The 18,847-nt window shown below is 52.5% G+C and carries 16 protein-coding genes; 4 read left to right on the top strand and 12 right to left on the bottom strand.

Going from position 1 to position 18,847, the window contains the following annotated elements; genetic code table 11:
• Positions 1–26: 26 nt before the first annotated feature.
• The 6 genes from F8562_RS14545 to aspA form a co-directional block, all read right to left on the bottom strand.
• Positions 27–2,114 (bottom strand): DUF1176 domain-containing protein, encoded by a 2,088-nt coding sequence (locus F8562_RS14545; protein WP_094909395.1) that lies wholly within the window; start codon positions 2,112–2,114, stop codon positions 27–29.
• A 68-nt stretch (positions 2,115–2,182) separates the two neighbouring features.
• The gene (locus tag F8562_RS14540) at positions 2,183–2,758 is read right to left on the bottom strand and encodes a transcriptional regulator (protein ID WP_009653888.1); all 576 of its coding nucleotides are present in this window, start codon (positions 2,756–2,758) and stop codon (positions 2,183–2,185) included.
• 35 nt (positions 2,759–2,793) lie between these two features.
• The gene (locus F8562_RS14535; RefSeq protein WP_014837170.1) at positions 2,794–4,563 is read right to left on the bottom strand and encodes a protein-disulfide reductase DsbD; all 1,770 of its coding nucleotides are present in this window, start codon (positions 4,561–4,563) and stop codon (positions 2,794–2,796) included.
• A complete protein-coding gene (gene cutA, locus F8562_RS14530) occupies positions 4,539–4,862 on the bottom strand; it encodes a divalent cation tolerance protein CutA (protein WP_004097896.1) in 324 nt (107 codons plus the stop codon). The genes F8562_RS14535 and cutA overlap by 25 nt, the downstream gene beginning before the upstream one ends.
• A 94-nt stretch (positions 4,863–4,956) precedes the next feature.
• Positions 4,957–6,258: an anaerobic C4-dicarboxylate transporter gene (locus F8562_RS14525; RefSeq protein WP_014227594.1), complete on the bottom strand. Its 1,302-nt coding sequence runs from the start codon at positions 6,256–6,258 to the stop codon at positions 4,957–4,959.
• A 118-nt stretch (positions 6,259–6,376) separates the two neighbouring features.
• Complete coding sequence (gene aspA / locus F8562_RS14520) at positions 6,377–7,813, bottom strand: aspartate ammonia-lyase (RefSeq protein WP_004097898.1); 1,437 nt, start codon at positions 7,811–7,813, stop codon at positions 6,377–6,379.
• 338 nt (positions 7,814–8,151) lie between these two features.
• On the opposite strand from aspA, the gene F8562_RS14515 reads away from it, so the two are divergent.
• A complete protein-coding gene (locus tag F8562_RS14515) occupies positions 8,152–8,628 on the top strand; it encodes an FxsA family protein (RefSeq protein ID WP_004097899.1) in 477 nt (158 codons plus the stop codon).
• 19 nt (positions 8,629–8,647) lie between these two features.
• Here F8562_RS14515 and yjeH read toward each other — a convergent pair whose 3' ends face one another.
• Positions 8,648–9,907: an L-methionine/branched-chain amino acid transporter gene (gene yjeH, locus F8562_RS14510; RefSeq protein ID WP_014227596.1), complete on the bottom strand. Its 1,260-nt coding sequence runs from the start codon at positions 9,905–9,907 to the stop codon at positions 8,648–8,650.
• Positions 9,908–10,141: 234 nt separating this feature from the next.
• Here yjeH and F8562_RS14505 point away from each other — a divergent pair, with 234 nt between their 5' ends.
• From F8562_RS14505 to F8562_RS14495, 3 genes are all read left to right on the top strand, one after another.
• Complete coding sequence (locus F8562_RS14505; protein WP_003855929.1) at positions 10,142–10,435, top strand: co-chaperone GroES; 294 nt, start codon at positions 10,142–10,144, stop codon at positions 10,433–10,435.
• Positions 10,436–10,478: 43 nt separating this feature from the next.
• A complete protein-coding gene (groL, locus tag F8562_RS14500) occupies positions 10,479–12,125 on the top strand; it encodes a chaperonin GroEL (RefSeq protein ID WP_014227597.1) in 1,647 nt (548 codons plus the stop codon).
• A gap of 133 nt (positions 12,126–12,258) precedes the next feature.
• On the top strand, positions 12,259–12,612 hold the full coding sequence (locus tag F8562_RS14495) for a DUF4156 domain-containing protein (RefSeq protein ID WP_004097909.1): 354 nt from the start codon (positions 12,259–12,261) through the stop codon (positions 12,610–12,612).
• 46 nt (positions 12,613–12,658) lie between these two features.
• On the opposite strand, the gene yjeJ is transcribed toward F8562_RS14495, so the two are convergent.
• The 5 genes from yjeJ to F8562_RS14470 all read right to left on the bottom strand — a co-directional run bounded on the left by yjeJ (position 12,659) and on the right by F8562_RS14470 (position 18,845).
• Positions 12,659–13,525: a YjeJ family protein gene (gene yjeJ / locus F8562_RS14490; RefSeq protein ID WP_014837171.1), complete on the bottom strand. Its 867-nt coding sequence runs from the start codon at positions 13,523–13,525 to the stop codon at positions 12,659–12,661.
• Positions 13,526–13,547: 22 nt separating this feature from the next.
• Positions 13,548–15,671 (bottom strand): peptidase domain-containing ABC transporter, encoded by a 2,124-nt coding sequence (locus F8562_RS14485; RefSeq protein WP_014837172.1) that lies wholly within the window; start codon positions 15,669–15,671, stop codon positions 13,548–13,550.
• Positions 15,664–16,950: an HlyD family secretion protein gene (locus F8562_RS14480; RefSeq protein ID WP_014227600.1), complete on the bottom strand. Its 1,287-nt coding sequence runs from the start codon at positions 16,948–16,950 to the stop codon at positions 15,664–15,666. The genes F8562_RS14485 and F8562_RS14480 overlap by 8 nt, the downstream gene beginning before the upstream one ends.
• A gap of 80 nt (positions 16,951–17,030) precedes the next feature.
• Positions 17,031–17,393 carry a hypothetical protein gene (locus tag F8562_RS14475; RefSeq protein ID WP_014227601.1) on the bottom strand — a complete coding sequence of 121 codons (363 nt, stop codon included), beginning with the start codon at positions 17,391–17,393 and terminating at the stop codon, positions 17,031–17,033.
• Between the two features lie 438 nt (positions 17,394–17,831).
• On the bottom strand, positions 17,832–18,845 hold the full coding sequence (locus F8562_RS14470) for a fimbrial protein (RefSeq protein WP_014837173.1): 1,014 nt from the start codon (positions 18,843–18,845) through the stop codon (positions 17,832–17,834).
• Between the last annotated feature and the right edge of the window lie 2 nt (positions 18,846–18,847).

Here is an 18,847-nt window from a genome sequence, read left to right as displayed (position 1 = left end):
ACCTGAAGACGCTTTTTTGCTGAAAATTACATCATACCGTTGTCGCCTTCACGGATTTTCCAGCCGCTGGTCACCGAGATAGCGCGGCGTAATCCGGAGATCGCGTAGTCGCCAACAATGTCTTCGTCATCGCGCGGCGAGCTGATCGTGATTTCCGCATCGACGCCGTGACGATAGGCGCCGTGGTGGCTAAAGATGGTGCCGATAAAACATCTATCGTTCAGCCAGACCGGGATATATGCCACGGTTTCATAGATATAGTTCGACGCTACCCCGCTATAGTAGTTTTCCGCGTCGTCGGATGATGTGCCCGGAGGAATAGGGCAAATTGGCGCGTCATTGTCGCTCTGTGGCTTATCCTTGAGCAGGCTGCTCTGCATCACTTCCAGCGACTTCAGCAGGTCTGACTTTTCCCGCTCATTCAGCGCGGGCGTCAGAGGCTGGTCTTTTTCCGGCGAGCGAATGTCGTTAAGGGTGTAGCGATAGCGGATTGTCACTGCCGGCGTACTGCCTGAGGGGCCAAACGGGCGCAACAGATAGAGATTGTCTTCGCCAAACTGGCCGTTGTACCAGAGTGCGTAAACCTGGCCGTTAATGCGCACCCAGTGACTCCACTGGTTGGCGCCGCGGCCGTTGAGAGAATAGAGCGCGCCCGGAACGCCTGCGTCAAAATCATCGCCATTGCCGCTATCATCGCTGTTAACCGCAGCAAAAGCGTCGTCGCTGCGTTTTAGTATCCCGGTATAGCTAAAGAGTCCGGTGCCGCCAACGTAGCTGTCGATAATTAAATCGCGTTTACCGTCACCGTCGAGGTCGACCAGCGTAAAGCTCACTTTACCGTTTTCGGAGTCGGCGCTGATATCGGACTGGAGAAACGCCTGCCACTCATCATCGCTGATATCGGCGGACGGTTTCGTCGTCGATACCAGAGAGTCGTCCGCGTAGGTCAGCGTAAAATGGCTGACGTTCCCGCTGAGGGGGAACTGCTCGGCGATATTATTCAGATCCAGTTCAGGATTGGCCTTCTGCTCCTTTAATACGGCGTTATACAGCGCTTTCAGCGCGTTGTTATCGGCATCTTTCTGTTGCTTCGGGATAACCTGGCTCACAAAGGTGGGCAGCATCCACGCGCCGCCGGGGGCGATCTCCCGGCAATCGCCGGTGGTGTATTTCAGGCTCTGGACAAACGTTTTGCCATCCCAGACTCGCTCTTCACCGCTGATGCAGACGGCGATACCGCGGCCTTTATTGAAAAAGGTGAGCACGCCGTCGGCATAGCTGGAGGCGTCGGTGGTGACCAGCTGAGGCTGGGTCATAAACGCCTTGTCGACCACCCACGTTGCATAGCCGTCGTTGTAGGCAGCGCGCCAGCACAGCGCCTGAATCAGCGTGTGGCTTTTATCCAACGGCGTTGCGGTGATCTGGCGCTCAGATGCCGGGATATCCGCGTTTTGCCAGTCGTCGCAATGGCTGTTTAGCAGAGGGACGAGCTGGGGACGGAGTTTCTGCCGCTGCTTTGCCGTCAGCGCTACGGTGGCGGCATTGTGGATGACCGGCGCGGCGATAATTTCCGGCGCGGGCGCGGCTGACAAAATATTCTCATCACCGGCGTCGCCCTGGCGTAACAGCGCATCGGCAGTGCCCAGGCGCTGCTGAAACTCATCCATTTTCAGGAATACGGCGCTGCTGCCCGCGTCGGAGAGCGTCTTACGCTCGCCGTTAAGGGCAAGCTCAATTTTGCCGTTGTGCTCCAGGGCCTGAATCAGGGCCGCCGTTTGGGTGTCATCAAAGCGAAAGTGGCTCTCGTCGGCGGCCTCAAGTGGGCCGTTATCCCGATCGTCAATGAACAGATTTACCGTTGCGTCAGGGGGGATATCGCGTTCGGTTTGCGCGAAAGTCGCCACAGCGATGACGTGCTGCGCCGCGCCCGCATTGCGGGTCAGCAGAACGCTGACTTCGCCCATGGTGGCGCCATAGCCGGCGGCTCGGCAGGTCCCGGTGTTGTCGCAGGCGAGCTCCCAGTCTTTGTGCGCGAAAGAAAAGCCTTGCGGAGAAGCTGCCAGGAGCGGTGTCGAACACAGCCCCATGATGGCAACCCAAAGAAGAGAGCGCATATCAAACCCTGTCAGCATATCGATGAGGAGGGGATTATATGCGCGATGAATTGGTTAAGATATCGGAATCAGGTCAGGGCGCCGCCCATACGGCACTGGGCAAAACGCAAAATGTCTTCTGCCAGGCGACGCGCGGTATCGACATCCGTCTGGCTGCGCTTGATCAGCAGTCGGCTCAGGCAGCCTTCAACGATCAGCTCCATCTGCTTTGCGACCATTGCCGGATCGTCAACTTCGAGCTGGCTAAGCAGTTCATGGGTATAGGCCAGCGAGGCCTGCTTTTGCTGCTCGGCCAGCTGATGGATCGGATGCTGAGGGTCCGGATAAAAAGTACAGGCGGCAATAAACAGGCAGCCGGGATAACGATGGTTGCTTACGCAGGTGGTCAGCGCGGCGTAGCGGGCCAGCAGTTTCTGCTCCGCGCTGAGCGACTCGTCCAGTAAAAGCTGGCGGCGCCAGGCATCGACCTGATGGCTGAGATAGCGAAGCGCGTCGTACAGCAGCGCTTCCTGGTCAGGCCAGAAACGTTTGAGGTCATTGAGCGGGTAAGCCACGCGCTCGGCGACCATTTCCAGCGTGGTGTTAGCGATACCCTCGATTTCGAGGATTTGGATGGCTTCACCCAGGACATCTTCACGTTGCACGGTCTTTTCCTCCATTATTCCTCCTACAGTGTCGCTCACGGTTGTCGATCGCGCAAATGGGCGCTGAATGCCGCGGCATCCATAAAGCCGGTGACGCGCTGCATGGGCTGCTCCTCGCCCTGTTCATTGAAAAACAGAATGGTGGGCAAGCCGAGCACCTGGAGGTGCTTCAGCAGCGCCGCGTCCCGCGCGCTATTTTTGGTGACATCAACCTGCAGCAGAACGGTCTCTTTCAGGGCCTGTTGAACCTCAGGTGAGGTAAAGGTGTATTTCTCGAACTCTTTGCAGGCCACGCACCAGTCGGCGTACAGGTCGAGCATCACCGGTTTACCTTTCGCCTGCGCCAGCGCCTGGTTGAGCTCATCGACGCTATGGATACGGGTAAACTGGAGATGGGACTGCCGTTGCGCGACCGGCGCATCGAAAGCCCAGTCCTGCAGCGGACGGGCGCTGACCAGCGCGGCGCCGAGCATCGCTATTTGCACAATACGCAGCCAGGGGCGCGTGCCGCCCAGCGAGGTAATAAACGCCCAGCTAAAAAAGGCGACGCCAAGTAGCGACCAAAGCCGCAGGCCCCACGGTTCGCCCACGATACGCTCGAGTAAAAATACCGGCAGCGCCAGGATCACAAAGCCAAAGGCGGTTTTGACGTGGGCCATCCACGGGCCGCTTTTCGGCAGCAGACGGTTACCGAATACGGTCACCAGGATCAGCGGCAGCCCCATACCGAGCGCGTAGAGGTACAGGGTACCGCCGCCCAGCCACAGATTACCGCTCTGGGCGATATAGAGCAGAATGGCGCTCAGCGGCGCGGTGGTGCAGGGCGAGCAGATTAATCCGGCAATCGCCCCCATGGCGAATACGCCGCCGGGTGAACCGCCCTGGCGTTTATTGCTCATCAGCGTCAGGCGCGTTTGCAGCGACGAAGGCAGCTGGAGCGTAAACAGACCAAACATCGACAGCGCCAGCAGGATAAACAGCACCGACAGGCCGATCAGCACATAAGGGTGCTGCAGCGCCGCCTGGAACTGCAGGCCCGCAGCGGCAACGACCAGCCCCAGGGCGGTGTAGGTCAGGGCCATACCCTGGACGTAGATAAAGGCCAGCAGCAGCGCGCGGGCGGTGGAGAGACGTTTTTGACCGCCCAGCACGATGCCGGAAATCAGCGGATACATCGGCAGCACGCAGGGGGTAAACGCGATGCCGATACCAATCAAGAGCGCCCACAGCGCGCTAAAGGGGAGAGCGGCATCTTTATTGTCCACAGCGGGGGGCGGAAGGTCAGACGGCGACTCTACCGGCAGCGCCGGGTGCGTTTCCAGCGGCAGAGGCGGGGTCAGCCCAGGTTGCCCGACGGCGGCATCGCTGCTGGAGCGCGCGAGCGCGTTGCCGAGCGGCACGATTTTGGTTTCCGGCGGATAGCAGAAACCGGCATCCGCGCATCCCTGATAAGTCACGGTAAGAGTCGCGCCGGCGGCGGCGTGAGTCAGAGTGACCGGCACGGTCAGGCGCTGGCGGTAAATTTCGCTTTTACCGTAAAACTCGTCCTCATGCCATTCGCCTGCAGGCAGCGAGGGGTCGGTAAACGCCGCATCGGCGGACGTCAGCTTTATCTGTTTACGGTAAAGATAGTAACCATCCTTGATTTGCCAGGTCAGATTAAGATCGTGTTGATTCTGCTGAAAATCGAAGGCAAAAGCCTGGTCAGCAGGAACAAAGTTCGAGCGGCCAGGGGCGTCGAACAGGCCGGCAATGGCCGATGTGCTGCAAAGCAGCAGGATCAGCGTAATGATGCGTTGAGCCATGAGAGGTAATCGTTGTCTCCGTGAATAACGGGCAGAACCAGAAGTTCAGGGGTTTGATACGGGTGATGGGACTTCAGGCAGTCCAGCAGCGCCTGCTGATGGGCAAGGTCGGTTTTCAGCAGCATTTGCACTTCATACTCCTGCTCCAGTTTTCCTTCCCAGTAGTAGAGCGATGTCGCTCCCGGCAGGAGAGTGGCGCAGGCGGCGAGTTTTTCCGCCAGCGCTTTGGCCGCCAGGTCCTGGGCGGTCGCTTCATCCGGCGCGGTACAGAGTACAACAACAGCATCAGGCATCGTCATCGTGAACCTCGTATCAGCGAAAAGAGGCACTATAGCACGCAAGATAGGGAGGATTAACGAAACGGGCCAGGATCTGGCCCGAATTTGAAGAGATTTACAGCATGATGCCGCCGAAAATAAACCCGAGGATCACGCATAGCGTAATGGCGATGACGCCGGGGATCAGGAAGGCATGGTTAAAGACATATTTGCCGATGCGGGTGGAGCCGGTGTCATCCATTTCGACCGCCGCCAGCAGGGTGGGGTAGGTCGGCAGAACGAATAGGGCGGAGACGGCTGCAAATGAGGCGATGGCGGTAAGCGGGCTCACGCCCAGCATCAGCGCGGCGGGCATCAGCGCCTTAGTGGTCGCGGCCTGGGAATATAGCAGGGTCGCGGCGAAGAACAGCACCACCGCCAGCAGCCACGGGTAGTTGTGCAGCAGGTCGCCCGCCACGGTCTGGATATCGCTGATATGGGCTTTGACGAAAGTATCCCCCAGCCATGCGACGCCGAGAACGCAGACGCAGGCGCTCATGCCGGATTTAAAGGTGCTGGCGTTGAGCACTTCACCGGTGTCGATTTTGCAGGTGATGCTTATCAGCGTCGCGATCGTCAGCATAAACACCACAATCGCTTCGTTACGCGGCAGGACCGGATCCTGGATCAGCCCTACGGTATCGCTGATGGCGGTGGCGTAGAACATCACCGCGACGATACCGATCAGAAACAGTAATACCGAGCGTCTGGCGTGCGGCTTCAGTTCAAAAACCTGGCTGCCGCGCAGTTTGACTTCCCCTTTTGCCAGCCGCTCCTGATAAATCGGGTCGTCTTTCAGCTCACAGCCGAGGAAGTTACAGACGATGGCGGTAAGCATGACGGCAATCAGGGTAACCGGAATACAGATCGCCAGTAGCGTCAGGTAGCTGACGCCCAGGGGCTCGAGAATACCGGCAAAGAAGACCACCGCGGCGGAAATCGGCGAGGCGGTAATGGCAATCTGCGAAGCGACCACCGCAATGGAGAGCGGGCGTGAGGGGCGAATGCCCTGTTCTTTCGCCACTTCGGTGATAACCGGTAAGGTTGAGAACGCCGTATGCCCGGTTCCGGCAAGCACGGTCATAAACCAGGTGACCAGCGGCGCGAGAAAGGTGATGTATTTGGGATGACGCCGGAGCATACGTTCGGCAAGGCTGACCAGGTAATCCATCCCTCCGGCGACCTGCATGGCGGCGATAGCGGCGATAACCGCCATAATGATTTCGATGACGTCGAAGGGGATCGCGCCAGGTTTAATTTGAAACACGAGGGTCAGGACGAGGACGCCCAGGCCACCGGCGAAACCGATGCCGATTCCCCCGAGCCTGGCCCCCAGATAAATCGCCAGCAGGACAATAACGAGTTCTGCACCAAACATATTTGCCTTCCTTGTTTTATTAACAAGTTGATATTGGGTTGTTGTAATTTAGTAAATCAATAAGAACAAAAAGGGCATGTCATTGCTGACATGCCCGTGGTTAGTTTAATCGGAAAACCTACTGTTCGCTTTCATCGGTATAACGCTTCGCTTTGTAGGCCGGATGCATCAGGTTTTGCGCAGAGAAGATATCGTCCAGCTCCGCTGCGGTCAGCAGGCCGCGTTCAAGCACCACATCCCGCACGCTTTTGCCCGTTTCAGCGCAGATTTTGCCGACGATATCGCCATTGTGGTGGCCGATATACGGGTTGAGGTAGGTGACGATGCCAATGGAGTTGTAGACGTAGCTTTCACATACCGCTTTGTTGGCGGTGATGCCGCTGACGCATTTTTCCAGCAGGTTGTAGCAGGCGTTGGTCAGAATATGGATAGATTCAAACATCGCCTGGCCAATCACCGGTTCCATCACGTTCAGCTGCAGCTGGCCCGCTTCGGAAGCCATGGTGACGGTGGTGTCGTTACCGATTACTTTGAAGCATACCTGGTTGACCACTTCCGGGACCACCGGGTTAACCTTGGCGGGCATGATGGAAGAGCCCGCCTGCAGTTCAGGCAGGTTGATTTCGTTCAGGCCAGCGCGCGGGCCGGAAGAGAGCAGGCGCAGGTCGTTACAGATTTTGGACAGTTTTACCGCCAGACGCTTCAGAGAGCTGTGGACCATCACGTAGGCGCCGCAGTCGGAGGTCGCTTCGATCAGATCTTCCGCGGGGACAACCGGCAGGTTGCTGACTTCCGCCAGTTTTTGTACCGCCAGCTGCTGATAGCCATCCGGGGTGTTCAGACGGGTGCCGATAGCGGTCGCGCCAAGGTTCACTTCCAGCAGCAGTTCCGCGGTGCGCAGAATGCATTTGGTCTCTTCGTTAAGCAGAACATTAAACGCGTGGAACTCCTGACCGAGGGTCATCGGTACCGCATCCTGTAGCTGAGTCCGGCCCATTTTCAGAATGTCCTGGAACTCCACGGCCTTCTGCTGGAAACCTTCGCCCAGCTGATTAATCGCATCGATCAGTTTGAGGATAGAGGCGTAGACCGCGATGCGGAAACCGGTCGGGTAGGCATCGTTGGTGGACTGGCATTTGTTAACGTGGTCGTTCGGGTTGAGATACTGATATTCGCCTTTCTGGTGGCCCATCAGCTCAAGGCCGATGTTCGCCAGTACTTCGTTGGTGTTCATGTTAACGGAAGTGCCCGCGCCGCCCTGGAACACATCGACCGGGAACTGGTCCATGCATTTGCCGTTATTCAGGACCTCATCGCAGGCGGCGATAATGGCATTGGCGACGCTTTTGGGGATAGTTTGCAGCTCTTTGTTAGCCTGCGCAGCGGCCTTCTTCACCATCACCATTCCGCGGACAAATTCAGGGATATCGCTGATTTTGTTGTTGCTGATGTAGAAGTTTTCAATCGCTCTCAGAGTATGGACGCCGTAGTAAGCGTCAGCTGGAACTTCCCTGGTACCCAACAGGTCTTCTTCGATACGAATGTTGTTTAACATGTGAACCTTCTCTTTCAAGCTGCCTATGAATTCACCAAATACGCAGAATTTATGGGATCTAGCGCATTTTCTGGCCGCAGATTATTTCCTTAATCGGCCCGGTGCCCACGATCATATGCTGATGATAGCGAATATCAGCCGCCCTGATCACTTATTATGTAGTGAATCTTATAAGAATTATTAATCTGTGAAATGAGTCACCGGTTTTCTAATTTTGAAAAAAATAAGCTTTTTTTACGATTGAAAAGTGACGTTTTGGCCCAACATCTTGCTGATGCGAATAGCACATCTATGACTACGGGCGCCGATGCTGGCGTCTGTTAATGAAGGAGACGCCGGTGCGTTGGATTCCGTTAATTGCCGTTTTTTTATACGTTTACATTGAAATCTCGATCTTTATCCAGGTCGCTCATGTGCTTGGCGTTCTGCTGACGCTGATTCTGGTGATCTTCAGCTCGGTGGTGGGGATATCGCTGGTGAAAAACCAGGGCTTTAAAAACCTCATGCTGATGCAGCAGAAGATGGCAGCGGGGGAGAGCCCGGCCGCAGAGATGATCAAAAGCGTGTCGCTGATTATCGCCGGTTTGCTGTTGCTTCTGCCGGGGTTCTTTACCGATTTCCTGGGGCTGCTGCTGCTGTTACCTCCGGTACAGAAGCATCTGACCTTAAAACTGATGCCGCATCTGCGCTTTAGCCGAATGCCGGGCGGCGGGTTTAGCGCCGGAACGGGCGGCGGCGATACCTTTGAAGGCGAATACCAGCGTAAAGACGACGAACGCGACCGTCTCGATCATAAAGACGATCGCCGCGACTAACATGCATTGCCCGGGCCGGTTACTCCGGCCTGGAATACCCCTCCGCCAGCCTGCGCTTCGGTAAAAACAGCCACAGTACCGCCAGCATGATAAACGCGTAAAGGCTCTTCCAGCCCACCATCGCCAGCAGCAGCAGGCACAGCAGACTGCCAAACGCCGCTAACGCGCGATAACGTCCCTCAAGCAAACGGCAGCCCGCCAGCATGCACAGCAGATAGATCATAATAAAAATGCCGTTGGCGTAGACGATCAGCGCATCAAGATTGATATTGAGCGCATAAATGCATAACGCGCTAATGACGCAGCAGCCGAGCACCGCGTTCAGCGCGTTGCGCGGAATCTGTCGCGGCGACAGCCGGGCCAGATAGCTCTCGGGCTTGTACTGCGCCTGCGACCAGACCAGGCGAGCAAAACTCTGAATATAGATATTGAGGCTGGCGAAGCAGGCGAGATAGCCGATAACGCAGGCAATCCACAGCGCCTGCACGCCAAACAGGCGCACCACGATATTGGGCAGCGACGCGGCGGCGGCCATCTCCTCGCCAAAGGCATGAAAATGCAGGACCAGCACGGTACAGGCCCAGTAGACGGAACCCGCCAGTAATAAGCCAATCATCAGCGCGCGGGGGAAATCGCGTTCCGGCTGCTTAAACTCAGAGGCCAGGTGTGCAAAAGCCTCCAGCCCGACAAAGCACCAGAACATCACTGAAAGCGCGGAGAAAAGCTGCGAACTATCGATTTCAGCGGGCGCCGGGAAGGGGATCTGCGCGGGATTGATCGCGCCGCGCCACCAGATGGCGACGATCAGGGCGACAATCAGCACGGCAACCAGCGTTTGTAGATTGGCGCTGGAGCTGGCTCCGCGGGAACCGACCCACCAGATAATCGCCAGCGTTCCCAGCTCGGCCAGCAGCAGCTGGCTGTCGTGCCAGCCAAAAAGCGCCTGACCAAAGCCGGTGGCGATGTGCAGGGCCGCGGGTAATCCCACCGGGATCACCGATAAAAAGAGCCAGCCGGTGACGCGCGCCAGACGCGGGCCAAAGGCCATATTCACAAAATGCGCCACGCCGCCGGCGCTGGGAAAGTGGCGACCCAGCGTCGCAAAGACGATAGCGATGGGAAACACCAGTAAAATCAGCGCCGGCCAGGCCCAGAGGCTGTTATCGCCGGCGACCAGCGCGGCCAGTGCCGGAACGGCGAAGACCCCGGTTCCCAGTAATGACGTGGAGAGTAATCCCACGCCTTGAGCCAGCCCTAACTCCTGTTTTAAACCACTCATGATTCAACCTTGCGCCCGGCAAAAAAAGGATGGTATCACAATCGCTTTTGCTTATGACGTCGGGCGAGGACGGCAAATTTATGTGCGTCCGAGCACGAGGACAAATTTTTTTTTACTTTTCCCCTTGAAGCGGTAAAACCCCATCCCCATCTCTCAGGGCACTAGCCGGAAAACCGTGTGCGGACCGGCGTCATCCATAACTGATAATGACTTTCTCAAAGGAGAGCTATCAAAATGAGTATTCGTCCGTTACATGATCGTGTGATCGTCAAACGTAAAGAAGTTGAAACGAAGTCTGCTGGCGGCATCGTTCTGACCGGTTCTGCGGCAGCAAAATCAACTCGTGGCGAAATCATCGCTGTCGGTAAGGGCCGCATCCTGGAAAACGGAACCGTGCAGCCTCTGGACGTTAAAGTTGGTGACATCGTCATTTTCAACGATGGCTATGGCGTGAAGTCCGAGAAGATCGACAATGAAGAAGTGTTGATCATGTCCGAAAGCGACATTCTGGCAATTGTTGAAGCGTAATCCGCGAACGACACTGAACATACGAATTTAAGGGAAAGATAAAATGGCAGCTAAAGACGTAAAATTCGGTAACGACGCTCGTGTGAAAATGCTGCGCGGCGTAAACGTACTGGCAGACGCAGTTAAAGTAACCCTGGGCCCGAAAGGCCGTAATGTGGTTCTGGACAAATCCTTCGGTGCGCCGACCATCACTAAAGACGGCGTTTCCGTAGCGCGTGAAATCGAGCTGGAAGACAAGTTTGAAAACATGGGCGCGCAGATGGTGAAAGAAGTTGCCTCTAAAGCGAACGACGCTGCAGGCGACGGTACCACCACCGCAACCGTACTGGCTCAGGCGATCATCGCTGAAGGCCTGAAAGCCGTTGCTGCGGGTATGAACCCGATGGACCTGAAACGTGGTATCGACAAAGCTGTCGTTGCCGCCGTTGAAGAACTGAAAGCGCTGTCCGTACCGTGCTCTGACTCTAAAGCCATTGCTCAGGTAGGTACCATCTCCGCTAACTCCGACGAAACCGTAGGTAAACTGATCGCGGAAGCGATGGACAAAGTCGGTAAAGAAGGCGTGATCACCGTTGAGGACGGTACCGGTCTGGAAGACGAACTGGACGTGGTTGAAGGTATGCAGTTTGACCGCGGCTACCTGTCCCCGTACTTCATCAACAAGCCGGAAACCGGTGCTGTTGAGCTGGAAAGCCCGTTCATCCTGCTGGCCGACAAAAAAATCTCCAACATCCGCGAAATGCTGCCGGTTCTGGAAGCCGTAGCAAAAGCTGGCAAACCGCTGGTTATCATCGCTGAAGACGTTGAAGGTGAAGCGCTGGCGACCCTGGTGGTGAACACCATGCGCGGCATCGTTAAAGTGGCTGCGGTTAAAGCTCCGGGCTTCGGCGACCGTCGTAAAGCTATGCTGCAGGACATCGCAACCCTGACCGGCGGTACCGTTATCTCTGAAGAGATCGGTATGGAGCTGGAAAAAGCGACTCTGGAAGACCTGGGTCAGGCGAAACGCGTTGTTATCAACAAAGACACCACCACCATCATCGATGGCGTGGGTGAAGAAGCTGCGATTCAGGGCCGCGTTACTCAGATCCGTAAGCAGATCGAAGAAGCGACTTCTGACTACGACCGTGAAAAACTGCAGGAGCGCGTTGCGAAACTGGCAGGCGGCGTTGCGGTAATCAAAGTTGGCGCAGCGACCGAAGTTGAAATGAAAGAGAAGAAAGCACGCGTTGACGATGCCCTGCACGCGACCCGTGCTGCGGTTGAAGAAGGCGTGGTTGCCGGTGGTGGCGTAGCGCTGGTTCGCGTTGCCGCTAAACTGGCTGGCCTGACCGCTCAGAACGAAGATCAGAACGTCGGTATCAAAGTTGCGCTGCGCGCAATGGAAGCTCCGCTGCGTCAGATCGTATCCAACGCCGGTGAAGAGCCGTCTGTTGTTGCGAACAACGTGAAAGGCGGGGAAGGTAACTACGGTTATAACGCCGCAACTGAAGAATACGGCAACATGATCGACTTCGGTATCCTGGACCCAACCAAAGTGACGCGTTCTGCTCTGCAGTACGCAGCATCCGTTGCTGGTCTGATGATCACCACCGAGTGCATGGTCACTGACCTGCCGAAAAGCGACGCGCCTGACTTAGGGGCTGCTGGCGGTATGGGTGGCATGGGCGGTATGGGCGGCATGATGTAATCGTGCGCTATACCCCTTAGAAATAAAGAACCCTCGGGCAGAAATGCTCGGGGGTTTTTCTTTTTGTCGTCTTTTTAGTATAAGGTTGTACATCCGGGCCAGTGCGTCCAGCTCATTGATCGTGGGGAATAACATGCAGGTAAAATATTTAGCAGGGATTGTCGGCGCAGCATTGTTGTTAGCAGGTTGCAGCTCCAGCAACGAATTGACCTCTGGTGGCCAGAACGTACGCTTTGTTGAGGATAAACCGGGTTCTGAATGCCAGCTGTTAGGCACCGCGACCGGTACGCAGAGCAACTGGCTGTCCGGGCAGAATGGTGATGAAGGCGGCTCTATGCGCGGTGCGGCAAACGCTCTGCGTAACCATGCGGCAGAAATGGGAGGCAACGTGATTTACGGCGTCAGCAGCCCGACGCAGAATCTGTTGTCCAGCTTTGTCCCGACCGATAGCCAAATGAACGGCCAGGTTTATAAGTGCCCGAATTGATTTAACAGGTGCCTCTCTTGAGCCAATAGAGGCACCTGGCATATTTTTAGCGCGCGTTGATTTTCGCCTGTGTCGCCAGGTAGAACGCATGTAAAGGCCGCAGGCACTCCTCCAGCGACAGCATTCTTCCCGGCTGAGAAGGAATAATTTGGCTAAAAATCTGGCAGGGTTGATGCTGCGCATGCACTTCTTTCAGTTTTGGGCTCTTCTCAATTAAGCGCATCACAACGCTATTCTCCTGCTCTGACGGATGGGCGGCGTTGGTTTTAATCACCGCGCCGGAGATGATTTTTCGGCCTTCCTCCGTGTCACAGCAGTACAGTACGCCCAGATAATGGGAAAACAAATTGAGTTTCCACTCATCCTGGATGTACTGTTGGTAATCAACATTCTTGTTATTCGTTAAATCCAGTGCATATAGCATCAGGCTTTCCAGTGATGACGTTAAATTTTTAATCAGTTCGTTATCACCGGCGTTTTTAAGGGATTGCTGAATGCCAATCAGCAGCGCTTCAACCTGCATATCATCAATGCGCAGCGTAGCAATTTGCTCGTTTTGCAGCACCAGAATGAGCGTTGACCAGGTCGCTCCTGGTTTTAACGTAATCGATATGACTCGCCTTTCCGGATTGGGCTGCTGGACTTCCGGCATATCTATAACCGGGGTGTTTTCTATGAGCTGCTCATTAAAAGCAACCAGCTCACTCTTATAACTTTCACCTTCAGCGTTTAAGCGCTGTAATACGACGGCCATCCTGTGTTGTAAAACTAACAGGAGGTCGGTAAGCGCCTGGGCCTGAAGATAGTAAGACTGGCAAAGTTGGTTACTCAGCTTTACTTTGAGCATTAATGCTAAAAATTTGTCTTCATATTTAATTGATGCGGTATTAAAACCAATAAATGTGCCTTGCATACGGATCTCCTTTTCCTGTGGGTTATGCTGGTGCCAGCGTGCGTAGCTGTGATAAATCAATGATGCGATCGGCTGAGGCAATAGTGGATGGCCGATGAGCGACGATGATTCGGGTAATGCTTAACCCAGAGATAGACTGGTTAATCATCGACTCATTTTTAAGATCGAGATGACTGGTGGCTTCATCCATAAACAGAATGCTGGGTTTTCGGTAGAGGGCGCGAGCGATTAAGAGGCGCTGTTTTTGCCCGCCAGAGATGCCTAAACCGAGCTCGCCGACAATGGTTTCGTATCCCATCGGCATTTTCATGATTTCATCATGGATATTACATCTGCGTGCGCATTCAACGATAAAGTCCATATCGGCGTTATCTTCAAAGCCGCTGATATTATCGATCAGGGAACCCGAGAAGAGTCTGTCTTCCTGCAGAACGCAGGCCGTTCCATGACGGAAGTTGTTAAGGCCGATTTTCTGAATATCGAGGTTATCCGCAATCACATCGCCGCTGGTCGGGGACAGCAGGCCACACATGACTTTCAGTAGCGTGGTTTTACCGACGCCGGAAGGGCCGACCAGCGCGATGGATTCGCCCGGTTCAACGGTAATATTTAAATTAGAAAAAATAGGCTGTGAAAACGGATCGTACTGGTAGCTGAGATTCTTGACTTCCAGTTTAACGCCCGTGTTTTCTGCAAAAACGCGTCGTGAAGGCAGTTCTTTTTCCGGTTCGCTAAAGACGATCTCTGAAAGACGCTCATTATGTAACGACAGCATACGCAGCTGCATAATCAGATCGATCAAACTTGAGGCGCGCTGCGAGAACTGACCGCGATAGGCATTAAAGGCCATAAACATGCCAAGGGTCATATTGTTATCAATAACCATAATTGCCCCTAGCCAGAGAACCGCAACCTGGTCGATAGAAGTAATAAAGGTATTAATACCGCCAAACATCATATCGAACCGAGTCTGTTTGATACCGGCATTACAGGCGTCGATGTTTATATTTAACCAGTGCTGAGAACGGCGTTCTTTCAAGTTCAACGCCTTAATCGTTGAAATACCATAGAGCGATTCCATAAAGTGCGAGCTGGAACGGGCGCCCTTGATAACCTGCTCTTCGGCAACGCGGCGGTAGAAGCTGTAGGTCGCAAAACGCATGATGACGTAGCATAAAGTAAAGCCCACCACGACCCAAACCAGCCAGCCGCCGTAAAGCGTTAGCATAATCAGCAGGCCAACGGTCATAATCGAATCGATAATGCCGGTAACAATGCTATTGGTGAAGGTTGAGCGGATAGTATCCAGCGAAGAGAAACGAGACTGAATATCGCCCAGATGGCGCTTCTCAAAAAAGGATAACGGCAGGCTCGTCAGATGATCGAACAGCGTTGTCTTCCACTGAATATTGGTCAGCGTATTTAACGTTAATGAGATCCAGGCCCGCAGCATACTAATAAATGTACGGAAGAGCGTGAAGAAGACCAGACCAATACAGATAACCGAAAGCAGGCTCTGATCGTGCGCCATGATGACGTGGTCGGTGACCAGCTGCGTGCCGATGGGTAATAACAGACCGATAGCTTCAACCACCACTGAAAAGGCAAAGATCTTGAGCAGGACGGATTTCAGCCCAACAATATTACGCATCAGGTCCAGCAGGCGTAGACGAGATTTCGCCTGTTCCTGCTGAAAATTTTGGTCCGGCCATAGCTCCAGCGCAACGCCGGTAAAGTTATTGGACATTTCCTGGATGCCAATAACCCGTTTACCCAGCGCCGGGTCGTGAACAATATAGCTGCTTTTACGCACTTTAGTGAGTACCACGTAATGGTTCATACCCCAGTGGATGACGCAGGGCAGCTTTAGCTGCTTGATTTCATCCAGGTCGAGGGATAGCGCGCGGCTTTTCAACCCGGCATGTTCCGCCGTTTTGCTCAACGACATGAGCGTAACGCCCTGCGAAGGGCTGCCGTAGCGATGACGGAAATTGAACAGGTCGATATTGAGCCCGTAGAAGCCGCAAACCATCGCCAGACAGGCGATACCGCATTCGGCAGCCTCCGACTGTAATATCACCGGCGTTTTGTGGCGGAATGAAAAATTTAGCTTGTCGGTAATCGTCTTAAAAAGTTCTTTATTCATCGATCGGGCCACTCACGCTTTGCGTCATCTTATAGAAAGGGGTAAACATCCACATATACAGCGGGCGTTCTTCAAGAAAAACTACCGCCTGAGCCTTCAGGCCGTTAGAGAGCGTGAGCGTTTTTCCATTGTAGCTAAAAGTCTTGTCTTTAATTTTTATAATGGCTTTATAGAGCGCCAGCTCCTGCTGGCTAGTGCCGTTATTAACGTTGGTATATTCAGCCATTTCCTGGCGTGATGCTGGAACCGAGGAGATAGAAATCACCTTTCCTGGAAATTGGCCAAATTTATCCGCAGGAAAAGCATCATAGCGAATATTAATCGTGTCGCCTGGCTTCACATAAGGGATAGTATTATTGGGTAACCATAGGATGAGATAATACTCAATATCCCCTGTGGGTTTTATCTGTGCGAGGCTGCTGCCGTTCTCAACCATCTGCCCCTTAGTCACGGCCAGCGACTCAATCTTTCCATTAGTTGTGGCTTTAATAATGAGATTACCGTTCGCGTTAGATTCAACCAGCTGGTTTTTGTAATCATTGATTTGATTGTGCTGGCTGGAGATCTGATTATCAAAGTCTGCTGCTTTGGTTATTTTATCGCTATTGGTTTGCGTGAGCTGAGATTCCAGCTGCATCTTTTGGGTAACCAGAGATTGATAGGCGCTTTGCTGTTGAAAATATAAAGAATGCTGATAGTTATACTGGTCTTTGGTTATCAGACCATCCTTGAGGTATTTATCATAGCTGGATAAGTTGGTAAACATTTTATTTAAGCCAACCTGAGTCGTCGCCAGCATGCGGTTAGTTTCTGCCAATGAGGCGCTGGTGGTTTTAATCTGTTTCTCAAGCGCAGTTAATGTTTCAGATTTATTGCGCATCAGTTTGCTTATGATATCTTCCGCATTAGCGATTTTTTCATTAATTACTTCAATTTGGGCTGCGCTCACATTCCCATTGATGGTATTACGCGAAACGTCAAGCTCATAAAGCGGTTGACCTTTATTAACGATATCACCTACTTTTACGTGCTGATTAACCACAAAACCTTGCTGTGGGGCGAAGACGTTAACGGAGTGGGGGAGCGTAATGACCTCGCCACGCACATCAATGCGTTGAGTAAAGGTACAAAATATGAGAGATAATACAAGGGCGATAAGAAAAAGTGATGCTAACAAGGTGACCAACCACGCCGGAATACCTGCTAACAATAATGCTTTCCCTTTCCAGTGAATTTTTTTGTACTCAATCGCTTCCTTGCGATAGATATTTTTTAACATTGTTATCAGCTTTGAGATAGAGAAGTGAGATAAAAGAAGGCTCGTTAGAGCCTTCATAAAGTTATGGTCTGAAAATTTTCTTACCAGTAGGCTAGCGTACCATCAACAAATCCATCAAACATCTCGATGCATTTATCGAGAGTGATATCCCAGCCAACCATGGCACCAGCAATAGCGCCGCCAACGCCGCCAACGCACAGACCGTAAATCATCCCCACCGCCTGGCCAATTGACCCGATACCTAAAATACCGCCACCATTGCCGCCAAAGATACCGCCCATAGCAGAACCGGCAAGTGCGCCAGCAGTGGCGCCTAAAATGGATGCCCCAATAGCTTCTGCGCCATTACAAATAATGCTACTTAAGGCATTAGCAACAGACGAGAAATCCCAGGAGTAGCCGCCAGAAATCTCTTCCATTTCAAATACAGTTAATTGTTTCATTATATATTCCTTTTATATATGGGTGCTTTTTTGAATACAACAAGTCAAATAAAAAGTAATTTGACACTTTTTAAATGAAAACCACGAATGCGCAAAGTGATATTTCGATGCTGATTCTAGTATGTGTTTATTATTTTTCAATGTTCGCTTTGATGATTGATTAATGAATTTTTAGTGATTCATGTAACAACATTTGTGAATTAATATCTATGATGTGATTATGTGTGAGTAAAAAACTTGACAAAGAGAAGTGTTTTGCTCGCCATACTTGAAGTTGCTTATGCATCGGCTGTGTTCGCTCATCCCATAAACTTCATCCAGTAAACTTCTGGGAGCCCACTCGCAACTAAAATCATTTTTGATAATTGAGTTTTTATCGCACCAATAGTTCTGTGCTAAACCGACCGGGATGAATTTATATCCTTGTTAAGGAGAAGACTATTCCTCCTGGAGAATGACCTCTAAATCTGTTTTTATCTCACCGGTGATTCCTGCAGAAACATTTTTAGCGATTTTAAAATAGTCAGCAGTGAGAGTTAAGTCTTGACTCTTAGTACTGACGAAGGGATAAGCGTCCAGATCGTTAAATTTTATCGCAGAACCATTTTTTTTAAGAATGATACCTATGTTTTGAGCACCGTCTGGTAATGAGTTTAATAGTAGCCCATTTACGCTCGTTGATGCTACAGATATGGGGCTAAACCAGTAAATATATTTTTTGTTAGTTTCCGAATCTGGGCACTTAATATCGAGGGTAATGTTTTTAGCCTTGCCTGCGGCGCTGCCGACGGCTACTGAGTTTAAATCTGAAATGTCAATGGTGGATAGTTTTACGATACTCCCATTTCGCGGCGAGATTTCACAGGTAGTTTCCTTAAAAGTAATGTTAGTCAAATCCACATTGATTCTGAATAATTCAGCGGTATTCGATGCACCTGTGTTGGTCTGATTTGGCGGGCCAGCCATAAAATAAACCGCCGTTTTGTTTCCCTTTTGTTTCGTTATGGGGCCGGTTTTCACTAACCAGACCATGACCTGGCCAGACGCTTTAGAAAAATAATGATTGCTGGCTATTTCTGGCTGATCTATTTCTGCAGGGGAAAAATAGTTAACTGATGGTAAGGTAATATCAGAAATCTGAAACCCAATACCGGGGATGCCCGTCTCATAAACTATTTTTCCACCAATTTTAGTAATATTAGATGGGCTTACGACAGGTACGGCTCTGACGACATAAACATCGCTGGAACTACACGATGAAAATGTTTTGGGATTTACACTTCCACGTCTTGCCGACGCTAATATGCTACCGTTAGGTAATGTGGAATCCGCGATGACAGAACCGTTAAAACTAACGGTAATCGCACCGCCACCCGTTTTACTATATGAGCAGGTAGCCACCGCCTGTAAGCTTATGCTGAGTAAACTAATAATAAAAAAAAGACATTTCATAG

The sequence above is a fragment of the Klebsiella sp. RCJ4 genome (assembly GCF_009025755.1).
Classification (GTDB): Bacteria; Pseudomonadota; Gammaproteobacteria; order Enterobacterales; family Enterobacteriaceae; genus Klebsiella; species Klebsiella michiganensis.
This window is presented reverse-complemented; position numbering and strand designations above follow the sequence as displayed.